Source organism: Ignavibacteriales bacterium (genome assembly GCA_026390795.1).
Classification (GTDB): domain Bacteria; phylum Bacteroidota; class Ignavibacteria; order Ignavibacteriales; family Melioribacteraceae; genus Fen-1258.
The window spans coordinates 467,403-487,088 of the sequence record JAPLFG010000003.1 but is presented as its reverse complement, the minus strand read 5'-3'; the positions used below and the strand labels follow the sequence as shown (position 1 = coordinate 487,088).

Sequence of the window (19,686 nt, the reverse complement as noted above, 5' to 3'; positions counted from 1 at the left end):
CAATTTTGAATACATTTGAAGCAATATTGCTTGGAATCATACAGGGTATAACAGAATTTCTACCTATCAGCAGCACCGGGCACTTAACAGTAGCTGGTAAATTGATGAATTTAATATCTGCTGAAAATCCGGAACATTGGACGGCTTTTATTGCTGTTATCCAACTTGGAACCCTTATCGCAGTATTGGTCTATTTTTGGAAAGATTTGCTCTTGATTCTTGAGGATTTTGTTCACGACAATATACTTGATCGTAAAAAAATAAATGAACAGTCAATGAATTCAAAGATGGGCTGGTATTTGATTTTTGCAACTCTTCCTGTAGCAGTCATCGGTCTGAGCTTCAAACATATAATAGAAGGTGTGCTTACAAAAGATTTATATATCATTGCCGGAAGTCTAATTGTTCTGGCAATAATTCTTGCTGTAGCTGAAAAGACAGGCAAATTTACGCGCAAGACCAAAGACATTAAGTGGTACGATGCAGTAATTATCGGTTTTGCTCAATCATTTGCTTTAATACCCGGTTCATCACGGTCGGGTACAACAATAACTGCCGGTTTATTTCTTGGATTTGACCGCGAGACTGCTGCACGCTTTTCTTTTTTAATGAGCATTCCGGCTGTTGCCGCAAGCGGATTGTTAGAATTCTATCAATCGCTGAAATATATTGATCATAGCGGAATGATTAATTTGATTGCTGCAACAATAGCTTCTGCAGTTGTTGGTTATCTTTCAATCGGATTGCTTCTTCGTTACTTAAAAAAGAAATCAACATTTGTTTTTATTGTGTATAGAATTATTGCAGGTATAATTATTTTATTTCTTCTTGGGAAGGGAATAATATTACCATAAGGATTATGAAATGAAAAAAAGAAAAATATTTTTTATCGTTTCTTCAATTGCTTTGATGATTTGTTGTTTATCATGCAAGCCAAAAGTTTTACAATCATCTCAAGACGGTGCTACAGTTTCTCAATTATTAGATTTGCAAGGAAGAGAGAAACTGGCTGCTGTACTTGAGACAAACCTAGGTACTTTCGAATTAGAATTATATGCCAAAGAAACACCAAAGACTGTAGAAAATTTTGTTGCACTTTCGGTTAAAGGTTATTACAACGGATTAACATTTCATCGTGTCATAAAAGATTTTATGATTCAAGGCGGCGACCCAACCGGAACAGGTGAGGGAGGCGAAAGCATTTACGGTAAAAAGTTTGAGGATGAAATTGTGCGGACATTCCATTTTGATGACGCTGGAGTCCTTGCAATGGCTAATGCCGGACCTAATACAAACGGAAGCCAATTCTTTGTTACGATTAGTGCTGCACCGTGGCTGGATGGAAGACATACAATTTTTGGTAAAGTTATTGGCGGGATGAATGTTGTTCACGATATTGGAAAATTAAGAACCGATAAAAATGAAAAACCACTTAAGGCAGTTTCAATTCAAAAAATAATTATTGAAAAACGGGCAAGCTAGATCCTTTTATATAATTTTATCTTCTTAAATGATAATTTATGGCTAAAATTCAAATTCCATCTGTAACGGAAATATCTAAATCTCTTTCGAAAGATAGATTTCTACCAATCTATTTCCTTTGCGGTGAAGATCAATATACATTGGATCTTGCTGTTGAGACAATAGAAAAAGCTGCGGCACCTTTTGTTCTCTCCGATTTTGATAAAGAAGTAATAAGTGCGGAAAAGAATCAAAGTTTATCTCAAATTTTGGATCTGGCATTATCATTTCCGTTTGGCGGCGGTAAAAAATTAATTGTTGTTAAGAATTTTGAAAAATTTAACGAAAAGAAAGAATTATCCGCTTTCATTAAGAGTCCGCCTGAATTTACAATTTTAGTAGTAACTCAAGCCGGCAAGATTTCCGATCCTTCAAGAGAGCCGTATTCTAATTTATTAAACATAGACGCATTATTTGAAGCACGTGTTGCGACAGGTGATGAACTGATTGATTGGCTGGTGAAAAAAGCAAAACAAATCGGGATTAATTTTCCAAGCAATGTAGCGCAGTTTTTGGTTGATATAGTTGGAGAGGACAAATCGTTACTCGAGATTCAGCTTCAAAAATTATTAAATTATTTGCCGGATAAAGAGAAAGTTACTACCGAAGATATAATTAAAATCGCATCGCCCACAAAAGAATATTCAATATTTAATCTTCAGGATGCTGTTGGAAAAGGGAATAAATCGAAAGCGGTTGAAGTTGCATATAATCTTTTTGACTCAGGCATGGAGATAGTCGTTATTGTGAATATGCTTTCAAAATTTGTATTAATCGTTGCGCAAATAATGGAATTGGTGAAATTAGGGATTAATGATAATGAAGCAGCCAAATTAGCCGGTGTGAGCTGGGGATATTATGTAAATTGCAAAAAGGCGAGTTATATGATGAATGATGAACGCCTTCTTAATGCTTCTCGCGCCCTGCTAAATGCAGATATCGCGATAAAAACTACTTCTGCCGACGCCAAAACGGTTTTGCTTACTTTGATTTCGGAAATGCTGGGTCTTGAAGTTTCATCCGGTTTTTTAGTTTAATACCGGTTGCTTTTATTTTCTTATATGGCTAAAATTAACGGGAAAATTTGAAACATTTCTTTTCAGATAGGGTATAATACTCATTGAATAAGTCGCTAACCGAACTAAAAGATGAAGAGCTTATTAAAGAGTTTCAAGACAGTAATACTCTTGAAGCTTATGAAATTTTGGTTAGGCGTTATAAAGATCCATTGATGAATTTTGTTTATAGATTTGTTGGCGACAGAGACGTTTGTACTGATATTGTTCAAGACACGATGATTAAATTTTATCTTAACAAGGATTCTTATAGATCATTTGCAAAATTTTCTACTTGGATTTATACTATTGCCGGAAATCTTGCAAAGAATGAATTGAAGCGGAGACGAAGAAGAAGTATTCTTTCAATTAGCAATAACGATGATGATAAAACTCCGCAGATTGAAGATAAAATGTTTCGTTCACCGGAAAAGATCGCGGATGGTGAGATTAGAAATGAGATTATTCAAAAAGCATTGCTTAAAGTAAAACCGGTTTATAGAGAAGTTGTGATACTAAGAGATATACAAGATTTATCATATGAAGAAATTTCTGAAATTTCGGGACTCGCGATTGGAACAGTTAAATCGAGAATTAATCGCGGTCGCGCTCAATTACAAAAACTCTTAAAACATATTTATAAAGAGTAGCCTATGAAAACTATTTACAATGAAAATGAAAGTAATTATTCCAAAATGATTAAAGATCTTCAAAATCTTCCAAAAGTTGAAGCGCCTGAAAATTTTGAATTCAATTTGATGACGAGGATAAAGAATAAAAATTTTGGAATAATGGATGAGGAAAAACAGCGTTTCAACTGGGTTAAGTTTTTAGCTCCTTCTGCAGTAGTTGTTACAGCAATTATTTTATTATTTGTTTTCCTCCCCTCTTCTCAGCAAATAGATAATCCTTTACTTAATTCAGCTCAAAAGGTTGGTGATCAACAGAGTTTGAATAATAAAATTGAAGCCGGTAATGATATAGCTGCGAACAATTCTGCTCAAATTAGTAATTCTGCTGTTACAAATAAAAATTCAAGTTCTCCGCTAAACCAAGCGAATTCATTAAATAAAATGAATGTCAGATTTCCTTTTGGTGCTTCAAGGTCTGTATCACTCGATGATTATATTTCCGGCAGCGGTCATCAAAGAGATATGCAGAGAGGAAACATTGTTAACAGCGGTAATGAACCGGCTCCGTATGACGGTTTCTTCATATCGGAAAAACCGGATCAAAACACTTTAAATAAATATCGAGCACAGATAGACTCACTTAGAAAAGCACAGATGAAGGCAGATTCTTTGAAAAAAGTCCAAAAAATGCCATAATCTGCACAATTCGAGTTTGTTTTTTAGCTACAGCATGCCTAAATTTGTGTCCAAAATAATCAAGGAAGTAGTTTTAAAATGAAACAAGGAATTCATCCAACTTATCAACGATGTGAAGTCACATGTGTTTGTGGAAATACATTTGTTACACGTTCTACAGTTAGCAGTATCAAAATAGAACTTTGTTCTAATTGTCATCCATTCTTTACCGGAAAACAAAAACTTGTAGATTCCACAGGTCGTGTTGAAAGATTTAAAAAGAAATATGGCGTAAAGGAAGAAAAATTCGTTTAAATTTTCTTTTAAGAGTTATATATAGGGCTGTTTCAGCAGCCCTTTCTCTTTTTAAATCCACCCTTTTAATCATTCATTTTTCACTGAAATAAATTAGCACCTAATAATTATTGTTTGATATGGAACAGGAACAGAACAGCGAAACAATCGGTATGAATCTCTATCAAGGGGTTAGAGGACATGCAGTTAAGATTCTTAACAGAATTGATAGAACTGATGCATACCTGGATAAACTTCTAGATATTGAAATTAAAAATTCCAGCCTCTCCGGTCCCGATAAATCATTGTTATACGAAATTGTACACGGTGTTACCCGCTGGTTAGGTAGAATTGATTGGATTCTTAACGGATTTTATAAAGGACAATTTTCTAAGTGCATTCCTAACGTTAAGAATGCAATGCGTGTAGCACTTTATCAGATTTTATTTTTAGATAAAGTTCCGGATTATGCAGCCGTTAATGAAGCAGTAGATTTTGTTAAAAAGCTGCAAGGACAGAAACCTGCCGATCTAACGAATGCTGTCTTACGTAACATTATTAGAAGCAAAGACTCTATCCGTTATCCTGATCCAAACGAAGATGTGATTGCTTACCTTAGTGCTTATTATTCTCATCCAACTTGGTTGGTTAAAAGATGGGTTAACCGTTACGGAAAGGAAGACACCGAAAAATTTCTTATAGCGAATAATAATAAACCGTCTCTTACACTTCATGTTAACAGTTTGGTATCTAGTGTTGATGAAATGAAAGAACTCTTAAATTCAGTTGAGTTAAAATTCAGTGACGGCAAATATTTACCGGATTTTATTCGTATGGCAAATTTATCCAACATTACAGATTGGGAATATTTTCACAAAGGATATTTTTCAGTTCAGGATGAAAGTACCGGATTACCAATTAAACTTTTGGATATAAAACCTGAAATGCGCGTTTTAGATCTTTGTGCAGCTCCGGGAGGAAAAACAGCTTTAATGGCAGATCTCATGAAGAACACGGGAGAAATTGTAGCGCTCGACCGCTTCGATAGCAGATTAAAAGTGCTACAAAAAAATCTTGATCGATTAAAAGTAAAAAACGTTAAAACGGTTACAATTGACGCAAATGAGTATAAAGACGAAGCTGGCTTTGACAGAGTTTTGGTAGATGCACCTTGTTCCGGATTAGGAACTCTTACAAAGAAACCTGATATTAAATGGAAAAGGGATTTGAGTGATATCAGAAATATTGTTAATATTCAATACGAGTTACTGAAAAGCGGCGCAGCACAATTAAAAACGGGCGGTAGTTTAGTATACAGCACTTGCACCATTGAGCCCGAAGAAAATTTTGAAATTATTAATAAATTTTTATCGGAAAATTCGAATTTCAGTTTAGTTAATGCCGTTAATTTTTTACCAAATGAGGTTGTGGCAGAAAACGGTACTGTCCAAACGTTGCCACATATTCATGGTATTGACGGTTCTTTTGCTGCGAAATTAGAAAAGAATTAATAAGTAATCTGTAAATTCTATGGCATCAGAACTATTAAAGCAATTTGCTGATGAATTAAAATCCGCTCGCGAAGCCAAAGCTATAGGACTGCAACATATAGCTGCCAAGACTAAAATTGATTTAAAATTTCTTCAAGCAATTGAAGATGCAAACTTCGAACTCCTACCAGATATATATATTAGAGCTTTCATAAAAGAATATGCTAGCACAATCGATCTCAATCCTAAAGAAATTCTTCAAAAGTATGAGATAGCAAAATCCGGTAAGATTGAAGAAAAACCAGTTGTAGAAGTTCCTCAAACAAAAATAGACACAGTTGCTAATCCTGAGATTGATGAAGCCAAAACAAATGATTCCTCTGAAAAAAAACCGATTAAAAAAGAATTCAGTACTGCCGAGTCTCCGGCATGGCAGTCAAACTTAGCTGAAGTAAAAGAAGCAAAAGGATTGAAAACCAATTATATCATTGGCGGTGGAATAATATTAATTGCGTTAGTTGTTATTTACTTTGCTTTCTTAAGCGGTTCTTCAAATGAGATTATTCAAGAAAAGACAGGACAGGAAACAGTTGTTTCAGATAGTGAACGTTTTGAAATTGAAAAACCAATTCAGACTCAAGAACAAACGCAAAATATGGTAAACTCTCCGTCTTCATTGCCCGATAGTTTACGACTCTCTGTCTTAACGACGGAAAGAGTCTGGGTAAAAGTCTCAACTGATGGAAAAATAGTACAGCAGCAAGTAGTTCCGGCAAATTCAAAAATGAATTTTGCGGCGACAAAAAGTTTTAGTTTAAGTGTTGGAAACGCAGGCAATGTCAAAGTGTTCTTTAATAACAAACCGGTAGAAAATGTAGGCAAACCCGGTGAAATAAGAAATCTTTTTATCACATCAGATGGTATCAAATATTATACTATCCCACCGCAAACGAATGAAAAAAAGCCCACAACAAAGAATTGAAGAACTTCGAGAACTGATCCGTGTGCACGATTACAATTACTTTGTACTTGCTCAACCGGTAATAAGTGATTATGAATTCGATCAGTTGTTAAATGAACTCATTAAGCTTGAAAAAGAAAATCCACAGTTTATTACACCGGATTCTCCAACACAGCGAGTTGGTTCAGATCTAACAAAGGAATTCAAATCTATTCAGCATAAAATTCCAATGCTGAGTTTGTCGAATACATATAGTGAAACTGAAGTGATTGATTTCGACAGACGCGTAAGGGAAAGGTTGCCTAAAAATGAAAAAATTGAATATGTCTGCGAACTTAAAATTGACGGACTCTCTGTTAGCCTTAGATATATTAATGGAAAATTGAATGTAGCAGCAACACGCGGCGATGGAACTGTTGGCGAGGATGTAACAAATAACGCTAAAACAATCCGTTCGGTACCGCTTGTAATTAAAAAACCGGCAGAACTAAAATTAAACCTGAGTGAGTTTGAAGTTCGCGGTGAAGTTTTTATGGAACTGGAAGCGTTTAAAAAATTAAATGAAGAACGTGAACTAAATGGCGAAAAAACATTTGCAAATCCGCGTAATTCATCGGCAGGAACACTCAAATTGCAAAATCCTCAATTAGTTGCCAAACGACCTCTTCAAATCTTTGTTTATTATTTATTTTCGGAAAAAGAAGAATTAAAATCACAATCCGAAAATTTAATTCTACTCAAGAACCTTGGTTTCCGCATTAATAAAAACTATCGAGTCTGTAAGAACATTGAAGAAGTATTACAGTTTTGTAATGAATGGGAAGGAAAACGTGACGAACTTCCGTACGAAATTGATGGAGTGGTAATTAAAGTTAACTCTCGAAAGCAGCAAAAAATACTCGGAACAATTGCAAAATCACCCCGATGGGCAGTCGCATTTAAATTCAAAGCTAAACAAGCGAACACAAAACTAAACAAAATTACCTGGCAAGTTGGAAGAACCGGTACCCTTACACCTGTTGCAGAATTGGAACCTGTGTTTCTAGCAGGCTCAACTATCAGTCGCGCAACCTTGCATAACATTGATGAGATCAAGCGAAAAGATATTAGAGAAGGAGATTGGGTAGTAATTGAAAAGGGGGGCGATGTAATTCCTAAAGTTGTTTCTGTAGATCTTTCAAAACGCACAAAAAGTTCTACCGAAGTAAAAGTCCCTTCAAAATGTCCGGTCTGTGGTTCAAATTTATTCCAATCTGAAGAAGAAGTTGCGATATATTGTGAGAACAATCTCTGCCCGGCTCAAGTTAAAGGAAGAATTTCTCATTTTGCAGCACGCGGAGCAATGGATATTGAAGGGCTAGGTGAGGCATTAATTAACTTGTTTGTTGACCAGAACTTTTTGAGAGATTATTCCGACATCTACTTTTTGAAAGAAAAGCGGGACGAACTAATTCAAATAGAACGTCTTGGAGAGAAAAGTATCGACAATCTCCTCAATGCAATTGAGATGAGTAAAAAGAAACCATTTAATAAAGTGTTATTTGCTTTAGGGATTCGTTATGTTGGATCGGGTGCTGCCAATAAATTGGCTGAACATTTTCTTTCCGTCGAGAAATTATCGAGTGCAACGGAAGATGAGATTGAAGCAGTTCATGAAATTGGGTCAAGTATCAGCCAAAGTGTAAAAAGGTTTTTTGCTAATCCTCACAACAAAAAAATAATTGAGAGACTTAAGAAAGTAGGACTAACTTTAGCAGGAGAAAAAAAAGTTAACCAATCAAATCTGCTTGAAGGAAAATCGTTCGTTCTTACAGGTACCCTTTCCTCTATGTCGAGGGAAAATGCTAAAGAAATAATACAGAGCCATGACGGAATTGTTGTTTCATCGGTTAGCAAGAATACAAGTTTTGTTTTAGCAGGAGAAAGCCCCGGTTCTAAATTAGATAAAGCACTAAAATTAGGAATCTCAGTTCTTTCAGAAGAACAATTTTTAGAAATGATCAAGTCGGAGTAAAATGTTTGAAGGATTAAAAAAGAAAATCGCTCATTTTATAATTAAGAAGAAATATTTGCGCAGAAATATCGGGGAATTTTCTTTTAATAACGTGATAAGCAATGCCAGAGATTTATTATTTCTGATGCCTAAAGATGATAAAGATTTCATTAGTTCATTGGAGATTTTGAAGTATTATCAAATTCATAAAAAGGTTATTACATTATTTTTGCCGGAACATAAATACAACATTGTACCTGAAAAGGAAAAATACAAATTTGTTCCTTATAGCCTGGCACATTTTACAAAATTGAATTTGCCAAATAAAAATCTTATCCACAGTTTAAACCAGAAGGAATTTGAAGTGGTTGTGGATCTGAACCGTTCCGAGGATGTTTTTTTTAGCGCTGTTGCAAATGTTGTAAAATCCAAGATTAGAGTGAGTTTTGAGAAAGAGTTTTCCGGAGGTTATTATAACATGCAAATAGTAGATAAAAACACAAATCCTGAGGTCGCATACCGTAGTTTTCTGAACTATCTTAGAATGTTTTGATTAATAATGTTTGGATTATTTAATTGAATTTGTAGATTAGTAGTGTAAAAATCCAATTTATAGAAATAGGAATATGAGCGAAAATTTTAATTACGAATTAAAAAAGATTGGCGATATAGCCACATTCAAATTGAATGAAAAACGGTTTGATGCTTCCATTGCCGGATTTGTTAAAGGTGAGTTTACAATTCTACTTCATACCGAAGATGTGAAAAAGTTGATCATTGATCTTTCGGAAGTTGAATACTGTGACAGTTCCGGATTAAGCGCAATTTTACTTGCATTTAGAATCCTTCAATCTAACGAAGGTCATATTAGAATTGCGTCGCCTACTAAAAATGTAAAGACACTCATAGAAATCTCTCAGCTTGATAGAGTTCTTCATGTCTGCAACACAGTAAATGAAGCATTAAAAGAATTGGAAACATTATAAAGAGAACAAACCACTTTTGCACATCAAATAGAATCTACCCCCAAATATATTCGTGGAAGCAGAAAGAAGAAGGAATTATCTCTTGAGTTGAACGAATAAATAAAATGAAACTAATATATTTCTTCAATATCATTTTCATTAGTGAAATTATTTTTAGACAATAATGTTTAGTAAAGAGTTTCTCCGCAAAATAGAATTAGTTGTTTTTGATCTGGACGGTACATTACTGAATGATAATGGAAATCTGGGTGAAGAAACAAAGATGCTTGTTAAAGAGCTAACTCAACTAGGTGTAAAATTTTCAATTGCGACGGGAAGATTGCTCAGCGCTGTAACAGAATATGCAGATCTTCTCGAAATAAATATTCCGTTGATTACACTTGATGGTTCGTTGATTCAAAGATCCCCCGGCGAGAAGAGTATTTTTGAAGCTTATCTGCCTAAAAAATATGTATTGCGCTCACTCCATTTAGCAGATAAATACTTACTCAAAATTGCATTATGTCATGATTTAGCGATTTATTTTACAGAGGGAAATGCACACGTTCCTCTTATTCTTAACAAATTCGGCGCTAAATACAAGCAAGTAGATGCCTACGATGATTTTCTTGATAAAACTCTAGAAGTAGTTATTATGGGTGATTACAAAGAAAGTGTAAAATATGTTGCAAAGAAAATGACTTTCCCGCATACATTCGGAATTCGCTCTTTATATTATAAATCTCAATCTCTTGGTGGAACTTATTATCTTGAAATTAGAAAAATGGGATGTAGTAAAGGTGAAGGACTAAGAAAACTAATTAGGCATTTGAAAATTAGAATGGACAAAACAGCGGTGCTTGGCGACTGGTATAACGATAAATCTTTGTTTGATACGGACGCTTTAAAAATTGCTATGACTAACGCTGTACCGGAAATTAAAAAAATGGCGGATATAATAACCAATAGAACCAATAATGAAGACGGAGTTGCCGAATTTTTAAAAATCCTCCTTCAGGCAAAAAAATAAAATCATGCAGCCGAACACGAAAATAAAATTACGGTCGAGTTTACGAATTAAACTTATTATTGTGTTTATTACAGTAATTCTCATTGTTTTGATGTTTCCGCATGGTGAATCAATCGAATCGGAAGTTACTGTTGGTTCGGTCTGGATACATGACGATCTAATTGCTTCGACTACTTTTGAAATTTTAAAAGATCCGGTGCAGTATGAGAATGAAAAATTAAATGCAGCCAGGTTGATTCAACCGATCTTTCTCAGAGATAACAATATTGCTAATATCAAATTGGATTCGCTTAGGAAATACAATGTTTTCCTCTCTCAGGTATTATCAAAAAGCAGCAGTAATGAGAAGAAAACAACTTTTTTGAGTGATAATTCTTATAGTGTTTTTTATAATCTGTCCCGCCAACGTAAATTAGTAAAAACATACAAACTCATTTCTCTCGCACGAATATTTGATTATTCATTTGAAATTGTAAAAAATATTTATCAACGAGGTCTTCTTAATCTAACCTATAGTGAAATTCCAAGAGACAGTATAACAGTACGAGACGGAAAGTTTGAAAAAATATTTCCAAAGACATCTTACCTGGACCGAAAAAGCGTAAATGATTTTGTTAATTTTTACCTTACAAGCAATGTGGGAAATAATGGTGAATTGAATGAAGCGGTTGAAGAATATGTATCAAATTTTATTAAGCCGAATCTAATTTATAGCCAGCAGCTCACAGATATTGCTGTACAAAATGCAAAAGATAAAGTCCCACGTAATGTTGGAATTGTTAACGAGAATGAAAGAATTGTTGCCAAGCATGATAGAATCAAACCCGAGACAAAATTAAAAATTGATTCCTACCGGATCGCGAAAGGTGAAGAAATTGGATTTGTCGGCAAATCATTACAAAGTATCGGGAAGTTCTTACATATACTAATTATTGTATTACCGCTAATAATTTATATTCGTCTCTTCAGAAAGAAAATTTATAAAGATAATCTGAAAATTCTTTTAATAGCTATTATAATCCTTTTTATTAGTGTGTTGGCATTTTTCGTTTATCAAATCAATGTTTCTACTGCGGTAGAATTTCTTGTACTTGTTCCGGTTGCCTCGATGTTGCTCACAATGATCTTCGACTCAAGAGTAGGGTTTTACGGAACAGTTGTATCATCTCTTATCGTAGGCGGATTACAAGGAAACGATTATGCCTTTGCCTTGATGAATATAATCGCTGGAAGTCTTGCAGCATATACAGTTAGAGACATTAAAAACCGTACTCAAATCTTTCGTTCGTTCCTATATATTTTTATTGGTTATGTCATGAGCATTATTGCATTCGGATTTGAGAGATTTGATTCATTCGAGCAGATGTTATCTAGTTTTGCATTTGCCGGTTCTAATGCTTTGATAAGCCCGGTAATAACATACGGGTTGATAATTTTTATAGAAAGATTTTTTAATATAACTACAGACCTTACTTTACTTGAATTAACCGATTTCAATAGACCGTTACTAAAAGAACTTTCTAAAAACGCTCCCGGAACATTTAATCACTCAATAACTATGGGAACGCTGGCAGAAACTGCCGCCGAAAAAATAGGCGCTAATCCAATTTTGGCACGTGTGGGTGCGTATTATCATGATATCGGAAAAATACTAGATCCGGAAAGTTTTGTCGAAAATCAAACTAATTCTAATAATGTACATGAGCAACTTACACCCGACCAAAGTGTAAAACTAATTATGGCTCATGTATCCAAAGGGATAGAATTAGCCGAAACCTATAAACTTCCTAAAGAAATTATAGACTTCATTCCAATGCACCATGGTACAATGGTTATGTTATATTTCTACTCAAAGGCAAAAGAACTTTACGGTGAAGAAAAAGTTAATATAAATGACTACCGCTATCCGGGACCCAAACCGATTACAAAAGAGACGGCAATTGTAATGCTGGCGGATGCATGCGAATCAACAGTCCGTTCCCTAAGTGATTCTGATTCTCAAAAAATTGAAAATGTTGTAAACAATTTGATCAACAGCAGAATTGATGATGGACAGCTAGACGATGCACCTTTAACATTCTCAGATGTGAAGAAAATAAAAGATTCATTTTTGAGTATCTTGGTGGGTCAGCATCATAAAAGAATTAGATATCCAGATCAGGAAGAACTAGAAAGCATAAAGCCAGAAGAATAAATTATGGATGAATTTGTAAAAGAATATCTGGCTATTCTACAATATGAAAAAAACCTTTCCACTAATACTACAAATGCTTACCGCAACGATCTAAAAAAATTCCTTTCTTTTCTTGAAGACAAAGCAATTACTGATTTTAATGAAGTATCATCCAATCATTTATCTTCATTCTTTGAACGCCAAAGAGAGATGGGTGTGGAAAGCTCAACAGCTGCACGTTACATGTCATCTTTAAAAGGGTTTTTCCGTTATTTAGAAAACAATAATTACATTGAAAAAAACCCAACCGGCAAACTTACTCCGGTTAAGATTGGAAGAAAATTACCAGCGGTTTTATCGTTTAATGAAATCGAAAAAATCCTTGACGCACCTAATACAGATGATATAACTGGTCTGCGGGACAAAGCAATTCTGGAAACATTATATTCTTCCGGCTTACGTGTATCGGAACTGATTAATCTGAAAATAAATGATCTTTATTTTGATGATGAAGTTGTCAGAGTGTTGGGCAAGGGATCAAAAGAAAGAATTGTGCCGCTTGGAAGCAGTGCGATCAACTGGTTGAAGAAGTACTTACTGCATTCGCGTCCGCATTTAGAGAAAAAATCGAAGAGTCAGAATTTTGTATTCTTAAATATGAAGATGGGAAGTAAAATTTCAAGAATGTCAATTTGGAATATTGTTAACCGTTATGCGGAGGAAGCCGGCATAAAAAAAGAAATTCATCCTCATACATTCCGGCATTCATTTGCTACACATTTGCTGGAAGGCGGTGCGGATCTGCGTGCGGTGCAAGAGATGCTTGGTCATGCCGACATTTCCACTACTCAAATCTATACTCACATTGACCGTAATTATATCAAACAAGTCCATCGAGATCATCATCCGCGCGGCTAAATATAACTCCCTATTCATTATCTTTGTAATATGATTATGCGATTTCAAAAAATATCCCGGCTCATTTTTGTAATTGTAATTTCGCTTTTGCTTTCATGTTCGAATTCGGATAAGGAAAAAGAAAAGCAAAATTCGTATTCAATTTTGCTGGGCGAGTTCAAAAAACAAGATCAAGTCGAAGATTTTAGATCATCGTTAAATCCGTCTTTGTGGAGTAAACTAAGGATCGAAAGAGTATATGAGAGAAATTACAAATTGTTTTACGGTAGATTTTCAACTTCAATGGAAGCAGGAAAGTCTGCATACAATTTTTTCTCGGATTCACTCATTACAGAATATAAAATTACACATGAAGGTAAACCAACCCTAGATACCTACGCAAATGTTCTCTTTGTTGCCAAATATCTTGATAGACCATCGGTCTTTAACTTTAATTTGATTACGAAACAAACGGAAGTTGAGTGGAGTAATTTGGATGAAAAAGTTATAGCGCTTAATCCTTCGAAAGATAATAATACAATCTTTTTAACTACGGCTGGCAGTTACGGTAAGTTCGGCGGAATAAGATTCATACACAATGCAAAACTTTATAAATATATGCGTGAAGAAGAACAAAGTAAAGAGATAACAGAATTTGGAAATGGAGTTCAACTTTACTCTTACTGGGAAAACCCCGATACTCTTAAAATAAATTTTACTTCATATGATTCGGTTAATTCCGGAATAGTAAATCAAAAAATATTTCCAGTTGATCTGAACGGTATTCTAGGTAAGGTTAATGAAAGGTCGTTTGATCTTCTCCAAAACGGGTTTCCAGCACCTCCGAAAGTTAATCCCGTCCCTATTTCACTGAACAATCGCTTCCGTTTTAGAGAGGTTTATTCGCAAGGAGAATCTTACATTTACCTAAGAGATTTTAGTGAGAAATCCGAGCAGATAATTTTTAAAACTAAAGAGAAAATTAAAGACGGACTTTGGTCCGATGACGGTAATTATCTTTTTCTTATCACATATAACACTGGCGGCAGATCAGCAATCAGTAAAAATGAGATCGGACAGCAAATTTTAATTATAAACGCGGTTGAGAAAAAAACGATTAGAATCTTTTCCGGAAATAAGTATGGAAATTTATTAGTTCACGGAAAGTTGTTATTTTTTGATGAGCATTCTGTCCAAAACTCTCAAATCAAAATTTACGATTACAAGAAAGACAAAATAATATATACTATTTCAATGTTTAGCGGTTGTGGATTAGCCAATCTTCCAATGTGAGAATTTGATGAAAACTTACTACCGGGTACTATCATATATCAAACCTTACCGAAAGCATCTTACGGCTTCGGTACTCTTTTCAATCTTGTATGCATTGCTAAATACAATTTCGGTTTATTTGTTAATCCCGCTATTGAATACATTATTTCAAGAGAAAGGCGCATTACAGCCGCAAACAAAATCATTGACGCAAACCACTATTGATACTTCGGCAGGAAACTGGCTTTCGAAAATTGGGAACGAAATTGCCGAATCGTTTAAAAATTATCTTTTCAGCGGAACCGATAGAGAAATTCTTTTGAAGATCTGTTTTTTGATTTTGTTTGCATTCCTTCTTAAAAATGTTTTTGGTTATCTGCAAGCCTACTATATGGCTTTTGTTGAACAGGGGATGATCCGCGACCTGAGAAATCAATCTTATGTTCATCTTCATAAATTGCCAATGAGTTATTTCAAAAATGAAAAAACCGGTAATTTAATTTCACGAATCACCAATGATGTTAATGTTGTTCAAGCGAGTGTTTCTGCCGTATTCCTTAATATGGTTCGCGAACCTCTTACAATATTATTCTTTCTTGGATTGGCGGTTTCAATAAGCTGGAGGTTAACTTTATTTTCACTCGTGGTTTTGCCGTTTACAATTGGAGTAATAAGCTGGATCGGTTTAATTCTTAGAAAACAGAGCGGGCAGCTTCAAGAAATGATGGCTGATATAACAACCACTCTTCACGAAACAATAACGGGCGTAAAGATTGTAAAAGCATTTGGTATGGAAAACTATGAGAACAAAAAATTCAAAGTCCAGACCCAAAGTTTTTTCAAATTAGTTTTAAAAATGGCACGCGTTAGAAATATCGCATCTCCTCTAACTGAATTTTTAAGCGTTGTTGTCGGCGGCGCGATGATTTACTACGGCGGAGAACTTGTTCTAGTTGATAAAACACTCAATGCCAGCGAGTTCATTGTATTTCTGCTCGCGATATTTCAAATGATGCCGCCGATAAAAGAATTAAGCGGCGTAAATAATAGAATTCAAGAATCGAGTGCCGCAGCCGAGAGAGTTTTTGAAATATTAGATACCGAACCCAGAATCAAAAATGTATCATCTCCGGTTTCGATTTCCGATTTCAAAGATAAAATTGAATTTCAAAATGTGTCGTTTCATTATGATGATGATAATGAACTGGTGCTGAATAATATCAATTTAAGTGTAAAGAAGGGAAACGTGATTGCTTTTGTAGGAAGCAGCGGCGCCGGCAAAACAACATGTGTTGATCTTCTTCCGCGATTCTATGATCCTACGTCGGGCAAAATTCTTCTTGATGGAATTGATATAAAGGAAATTCGTTTGGAAGATTTAAGAAAGCTTATGGGAATTGTAACTCAAGAAACCGTTCTTTTCAATGAGTCTGTTAAAAACAATATTGCCTATGGAATTGATGACTGCTCAGAAGAAAGATTAATCTCCGCCTCAAAAGCTGCCAACGCGCATAATTTTGTACTTGAACTTCCGCACGGTTATGATACTATTGTTGGAGAGAAAGGAACAAAACTTTCCGGCGGGCAGCGGCAGCGCCTTTCAATTGCGCGCGCCTTATTGAAGAATCCTCCAATAATGATCTTTGATGAAGCGACTTCTGCCCTTGATAACGAATCGGAGGTACTCGTTCAACAGGCTATAGAGCGCTTAATGGCTGATAGAACAACATTTGTAATAGCGCACCGACTAAGTACAATTCGCAATGCTGACCGTATCATTGTTCTCGATAAAGGGCAAATTGTTCAAGACGGAAAACATGATGAACTGCTGAAAGAAGAGAAAGGGATTTACAAAAAATTATATGAACTACAATTCAGAGATTAAATAATGTTCAATAAAAAAAATAATGTTACAATAGATAAAATCGTTTTTGGGTTTATAATACTTTTTATAATCAGTTTAACAAATTCCATTTTTGTAAATCAGATCGGATATTTCTTTGCGCTCATTCTTCTTGTAGTACAATATTTAATTACAAGAGAAAATAAGTTTGAAAAGAACGGTCTTGAACTGGTGTTCATTCTCTTTTTAACTGCTGAATTTATTTCTGCTCTTTTTTCTATCGATCACGCTAATGCATTCCGGAATTTCTTCAAGCGGCTAGTTTTAATTCCAATCGTATATACAATTGCTGCTTCTGTGAATGATACCGAAAGAGCAAAGCTTTATTTCAAGATTTACCTCGGAGCGGCACTACTTACAATGGTAGTTTATATTGCGATAGCTTACGAACATTTTATTGCACAGTTGTACAGCATAGAATCAAAGGGACCGTCTCCGTTTCAGTACGTAATGACCGCCGGCGGTTTGATGAGTCTTACTACTATTTTCTTATTTGCTCTATTAATCAATGAAAAGGGGAAACTCTCAATTAGGATTTTTTACTTTGCCGCATTTATTATATCTGCGGTCGGCTTGTTCTCAAGCTATACGCGGGCGGCGTGGTTGGGCGCTGCCGCCGGGATACTGACCATAATCATCATTAAAAGAAAATGGGTGATATTAATTCCTCTTGCGGCGCTTCTTCTTTTTGCCTTGTTCTTCTTTAAGAATGAAAGCAAAATTTATTTGTATCAGATTAAGGAAGGGAAGTTGATTCAGCAATCCTCATTTGAAACTAAAGGAAGAGCAAGCAGAACATTTGTTAATGACAATTCGATTATGGTTGCGGATCATGAAAAAGGAATTTCAGTATATACTCACGATGGGAAACTGGTCCAACAAATAGAAACACCTTCTCCGGCAATTATGGTTGATAAATGGGATGAGAAACATTTTATAGCGCAATTAATAGATTCCAGAATATTGATATTAGAAAAAGATGCGGAAAATAAAATTCATCTTAAAAATTCATTTAGTACTCCGGGAAATATTACAGAAGCAAAAACCAGAAACAATATTTTTTACGCATCCGATCTGGACAGCGGATTAACTATAATAAAGAATCCGCTGAATATTGCTCAAAGAATCCATTTAAAAAGAATTAACCGTGTTACAAATTTTGATTGCGACTCAACATGGTTTGCCGCATTCGCCCCGGTGGATAATAACATTAAGTTATATTCAATGAGAGACGGTGTACCTATAACGGCGGTAGATTCCATTGCCACAAAGTCTCCTATGGGCTTTATTTGGGTGAACAATAATCGTCTTTTCTTCCAAAGTGAAGATGAGTTTACGCAATATGTAATTGTAAATAGTAAAATAAGAAGAGTCGGATCGCAAAAAATTAAAGGAATATTTTCAACCGAGTTTGACTCCGACCAAATTTATGCATGTGCGTTTAATGGAGTTATATATTCAGCAGAAAATCAATTGAATCATAAAATTGATTTTAAGCAAATCGCCTCAACCGGAATCTCCTTTACAGATTTTAAAAAGAGCGGACCAACATTTTATTTCTCTTTCTATAAAAGGAATCGGCTCACTTCTTTTATAGATCCTTATCATGAATCGAACATTGAACGGATTGAGCAATGGAAGACCGGATTCAAGATATTTTCTCATTATCCGGTATTCGGGGTTGGTGATATTGATCTTGGAAAAATCTATGCTCAATATAAAGATCCATTCCTCAAAGAAAACTTCGGGCATCTTCATAATAATTACATGCAATTCCTGGTTATACTCGGTGTATTCGGATTTGTAATGGTAATGTATATGCTTGTAAAAGTTATGTTGATGAACTTGAAAATATATAAAACGCTCAAAGAGATTCCGTTCGTTTCCTCTTATTCACTTGGTGCTGCGGCAGCATTTGTTGGTTTCTTATTCTCGGGCTTAGCCGAGTGGAATTTCGGTGATCAGGAAATTATCACAATGATCTGGTTTACTCTCGGATTGAATATTGCATTCCACAAATCTTACTTAAAGAGTAACAAGAACGGAGTTCAAACTATTGAATGAATTAATCCAAATATCATCAATCATTATTGCGCGGGATGAAGAAATGAATATCCGGCGTTGTATAGAGAGCCAGCTTGATGTCGTTGATGATATTGTTCTTCTTGTTGATTCCCGGACTACGGACGCAACAATTCAGATCGCTTCTTCATATCCCAAAGTTAATTGTGCAGTTGTTGAATGGAATGGATTTGCAAAAACAAAAACCGCTGCTCTCTCAAAAACGAAAAACGATTGGATTTTATGGATTGATGCCGATGAAGAAATTACTCCTGAACTGATCGAAGAGCTGAAAAAATTCAAAACTGTTAAGCCGCAGTTTAATGCGTACGATGTAGCACGCCGCGCTTTTTTTCTCGGCAAGTGGATTAAGCATAGCGGCTGGTATCCGGCACGAATAACACGACTCTTCAATAAGAAAGTTGCTGACTTCAACGAGAAGGAAGTTCACGAGCATCTTGACCATGATGAAAAAACCGGTCATTTGAAAAACGATCTTAATCATTACACCGATCCTTCAATTGAGCATTACTTCACTAAATTTAATTTATATACTTCTCTTGCGGCTAAGGAATTAAACGAGAATGGGAAGCGGGCCGGTTTTAATGATCTGATTTTCCGCCCGGTTTTTCTTTTTTTGAAAATGTATATCTTTCGTTTAGGTTTTCTTGACGGACTTCACGGATTCATACTCGCTATATTTTCGTCGGCTTATGTATTTACAAAATATTGTAAACTTTGGGAACTGAATAGAGCGGAGTAAA

General features: G+C 35.1%; 18 protein-coding genes. All 18 read left to right on the top strand.

Annotation, left to right across the window (positions count from 1 at the left end; genetic code table 11):
• Positions 1 to 5: 5 nt before the first annotated feature.
• Entirely contained in the window at positions 6 to 854 is an 849-nt protein-coding gene (gene uppP / locus NTX65_05770; protein ID MCX6168824.1) for an undecaprenyl-diphosphatase UppP, read from the top strand.
• A 10-nt stretch (positions 855 to 864) separates the two neighbouring features.
• Complete coding sequence (locus NTX65_05765; protein ID MCX6168823.1) at positions 865 to 1,482, top strand: peptidylprolyl isomerase; 618 nt, start codon at positions 865 to 867, stop codon at positions 1,480 to 1,482.
• Between the two features lie 38 nt (positions 1,483 to 1,520).
• The gene (gene holA, locus NTX65_05760) at positions 1,521 to 2,558 is read left to right on the top strand and encodes a DNA polymerase III subunit delta (protein ID MCX6168822.1); all 1,038 of its coding nucleotides are present in this window, start codon (positions 1,521 to 1,523) and stop codon (positions 2,556 to 2,558) included.
• Positions 2,559 to 2,641: 83 nt separating this feature from the next.
• Positions 2,642 to 3,226, top strand: a complete 585-nt coding sequence (locus NTX65_05755) for a sigma-70 family RNA polymerase sigma factor (protein MCX6168821.1) — start codon at positions 2,642 to 2,644, stop codon at positions 3,224 to 3,226.
• 3 nt (positions 3,227 to 3,229) lie between these two features.
• Complete coding sequence (locus NTX65_05750; protein ID MCX6168820.1) at positions 3,230 to 3,904, top strand: hypothetical protein; 675 nt, start codon at positions 3,230 to 3,232, stop codon at positions 3,902 to 3,904.
• A gap of 78 nt (positions 3,905 to 3,982) precedes the next feature.
• Positions 3,983 to 4,198 carry a 50S ribosomal protein L31 gene (gene rpmE / locus NTX65_05745; GenBank protein MCX6168819.1) on the top strand — a complete coding sequence of 72 codons (216 nt, stop codon included), beginning with the start codon at positions 3,983 to 3,985 and terminating at the stop codon, positions 4,196 to 4,198.
• A gap of 119 nt (positions 4,199 to 4,317) precedes the next feature.
• Positions 4,318 to 5,688 carry a 16S rRNA (cytosine(967)-C(5))-methyltransferase RsmB gene (gene rsmB, locus NTX65_05740; protein MCX6168818.1) on the top strand — a complete coding sequence of 457 codons (1,371 nt, stop codon included), beginning with the start codon at positions 4,318 to 4,320 and terminating at the stop codon, positions 5,686 to 5,688.
• 19 nt (positions 5,689 to 5,707) lie between these two features.
• The gene (locus NTX65_05735) at positions 5,708 to 6,649 is read left to right on the top strand and encodes a helix-turn-helix domain-containing protein (GenBank protein MCX6168817.1); all 942 of its coding nucleotides are present in this window, start codon (positions 5,708 to 5,710) and stop codon (positions 6,647 to 6,649) included.
• The gene (gene ligA, locus NTX65_05730; protein MCX6168816.1) at positions 6,621 to 8,642 is read left to right on the top strand and encodes an NAD-dependent DNA ligase LigA; all 2,022 of its coding nucleotides are present in this window, start codon (positions 6,621 to 6,623) and stop codon (positions 8,640 to 8,642) included. The genes NTX65_05735 and ligA overlap by 29 nt, the downstream gene beginning before the upstream one ends.
• Position 8,643: 1 nt before the next feature.
• On the top strand, positions 8,644 to 9,174 hold the full coding sequence (locus NTX65_05725) for a hypothetical protein (protein MCX6168815.1): 531 nt from the start codon (positions 8,644 to 8,646) through the stop codon (positions 9,172 to 9,174).
• Positions 9,175 to 9,247: 73 nt separating this feature from the next.
• Positions 9,248 to 9,607, top strand: coding sequence for an STAS domain-containing protein (locus tag NTX65_05720; GenBank protein ID MCX6168814.1), 360 nt, complete (start codon positions 9,248 to 9,250; stop codon positions 9,605 to 9,607).
• A 163-nt stretch (positions 9,608 to 9,770) separates the two neighbouring features.
• Positions 9,771 to 10,616, top strand: coding sequence for a Cof-type HAD-IIB family hydrolase (locus tag NTX65_05715; protein ID MCX6168813.1), 846 nt, complete (start codon positions 9,771 to 9,773; stop codon positions 10,614 to 10,616).
• 4 nt (positions 10,617 to 10,620) lie between these two features.
• The gene (locus NTX65_05710; protein MCX6168812.1) at positions 10,621 to 12,810 is read left to right on the top strand and encodes an HDIG domain-containing protein; all 2,190 of its coding nucleotides are present in this window, start codon (positions 10,621 to 10,623) and stop codon (positions 12,808 to 12,810) included.
• A gap of 3 nt (positions 12,811 to 12,813) precedes the next feature.
• Positions 12,814 to 13,707 carry a site-specific tyrosine recombinase XerD gene (xerD, locus tag NTX65_05705; GenBank protein ID MCX6168811.1) on the top strand — a complete coding sequence of 298 codons (894 nt, stop codon included), beginning with the start codon at positions 12,814 to 12,816 and terminating at the stop codon, positions 13,705 to 13,707.
• A 36-nt stretch (positions 13,708 to 13,743) separates the two neighbouring features.
• Positions 13,744 to 14,979 carry a hypothetical protein gene (locus NTX65_05700; protein ID MCX6168810.1) on the top strand — a complete coding sequence of 412 codons (1,236 nt, stop codon included), beginning with the start codon at positions 13,744 to 13,746 and terminating at the stop codon, positions 14,977 to 14,979.
• A 7-nt stretch (positions 14,980 to 14,986) separates the two neighbouring features.
• Complete coding sequence (locus tag NTX65_05695; protein MCX6168809.1) at positions 14,987 to 16,843, top strand: ABC transporter ATP-binding protein; 1,857 nt, start codon at positions 14,987 to 14,989, stop codon at positions 16,841 to 16,843.
• Positions 16,844 to 16,846: 3 nt separating this feature from the next.
• On the top strand, positions 16,847 to 18,925 hold the full coding sequence (locus NTX65_05690; GenBank protein MCX6168808.1) for an O-antigen ligase family protein: 2,079 nt from the start codon (positions 16,847 to 16,849) through the stop codon (positions 18,923 to 18,925).
• On the top strand, positions 18,918 to 19,685 hold the full coding sequence (locus tag NTX65_05685) for a glycosyltransferase family 2 protein (GenBank protein MCX6168807.1): 768 nt from the start codon (positions 18,918 to 18,920) through the stop codon (positions 19,683 to 19,685). Before NTX65_05690 ends, NTX65_05685 begins: the two co-directional genes overlap by 8 nt.
• Position 19,686 lies beyond the last annotated feature (1 nt).

Excerpts from the sequence above, each read along its gene's own strand:
- NTX65_05765 (MCX6168823.1), top strand. The coding sequence starts at position 865 with ATGAAAAAAAGAAAAATATTTTTTATCGTTTCTTCAATTGCTTTGATG.
- holA (MCX6168822.1), top strand. The coding sequence starts at position 1,521 with ATGGCTAAAATTCAAATTCCATCTGTAACGGAAATATCTAAATCTCTT.
- NTX65_05750 (MCX6168820.1), top strand. The coding sequence starts at position 3,230 with ATGAAAACTATTTACAATGAAAATGAAAGTAATTATTCCAAAATGATT.
- rpmE (MCX6168819.1), top strand. The coding sequence starts at position 3,983 with ATGAAACAAGGAATTCATCCAACTTATCAACGATGTGAAGTCACATGT.
- rsmB (MCX6168818.1), top strand. The coding sequence starts at position 4,318 with ATGGAACAGGAACAGAACAGCGAAACAATCGGTATGAATCTCTATCAA.
- NTX65_05735 (MCX6168817.1), top strand. The coding sequence starts at position 5,708 with ATGGCATCAGAACTATTAAAGCAATTTGCTGATGAATTAAAATCCGCT.
- ligA (MCX6168816.1), top strand. The coding sequence starts at position 6,621 with ATGAAAAAAAGCCCACAACAAAGAATTGAAGAACTTCGAGAACTGATC.
- NTX65_05725 (MCX6168815.1), top strand. The coding sequence starts at position 8,644 with ATGTTTGAAGGATTAAAAAAGAAAATCGCTCATTTTATAATTAAGAAG.
- NTX65_05720 (MCX6168814.1), top strand. The coding sequence starts at position 9,248 with ATGAGCGAAAATTTTAATTACGAATTAAAAAAGATTGGCGATATAGCC.
- NTX65_05715 (MCX6168813.1), top strand. The coding sequence starts at position 9,771 with ATGTTTAGTAAAGAGTTTCTCCGCAAAATAGAATTAGTTGTTTTTGAT.
- NTX65_05710 (MCX6168812.1), top strand. The coding sequence starts at position 10,621 with ATGCAGCCGAACACGAAAATAAAATTACGGTCGAGTTTACGAATTAAA.
- xerD (MCX6168811.1), top strand. The coding sequence starts at position 12,814 with ATGGATGAATTTGTAAAAGAATATCTGGCTATTCTACAATATGAAAAA.
- NTX65_05700 (MCX6168810.1), top strand. The coding sequence starts at position 13,744 with ATGCGATTTCAAAAAATATCCCGGCTCATTTTTGTAATTGTAATTTCG.
- NTX65_05695 (MCX6168809.1), top strand. The coding sequence starts at position 14,987 with ATGAAAACTTACTACCGGGTACTATCATATATCAAACCTTACCGAAAG.
- NTX65_05690 (MCX6168808.1), top strand. The coding sequence starts at position 16,847 with ATGTTCAATAAAAAAAATAATGTTACAATAGATAAAATCGTTTTTGGG.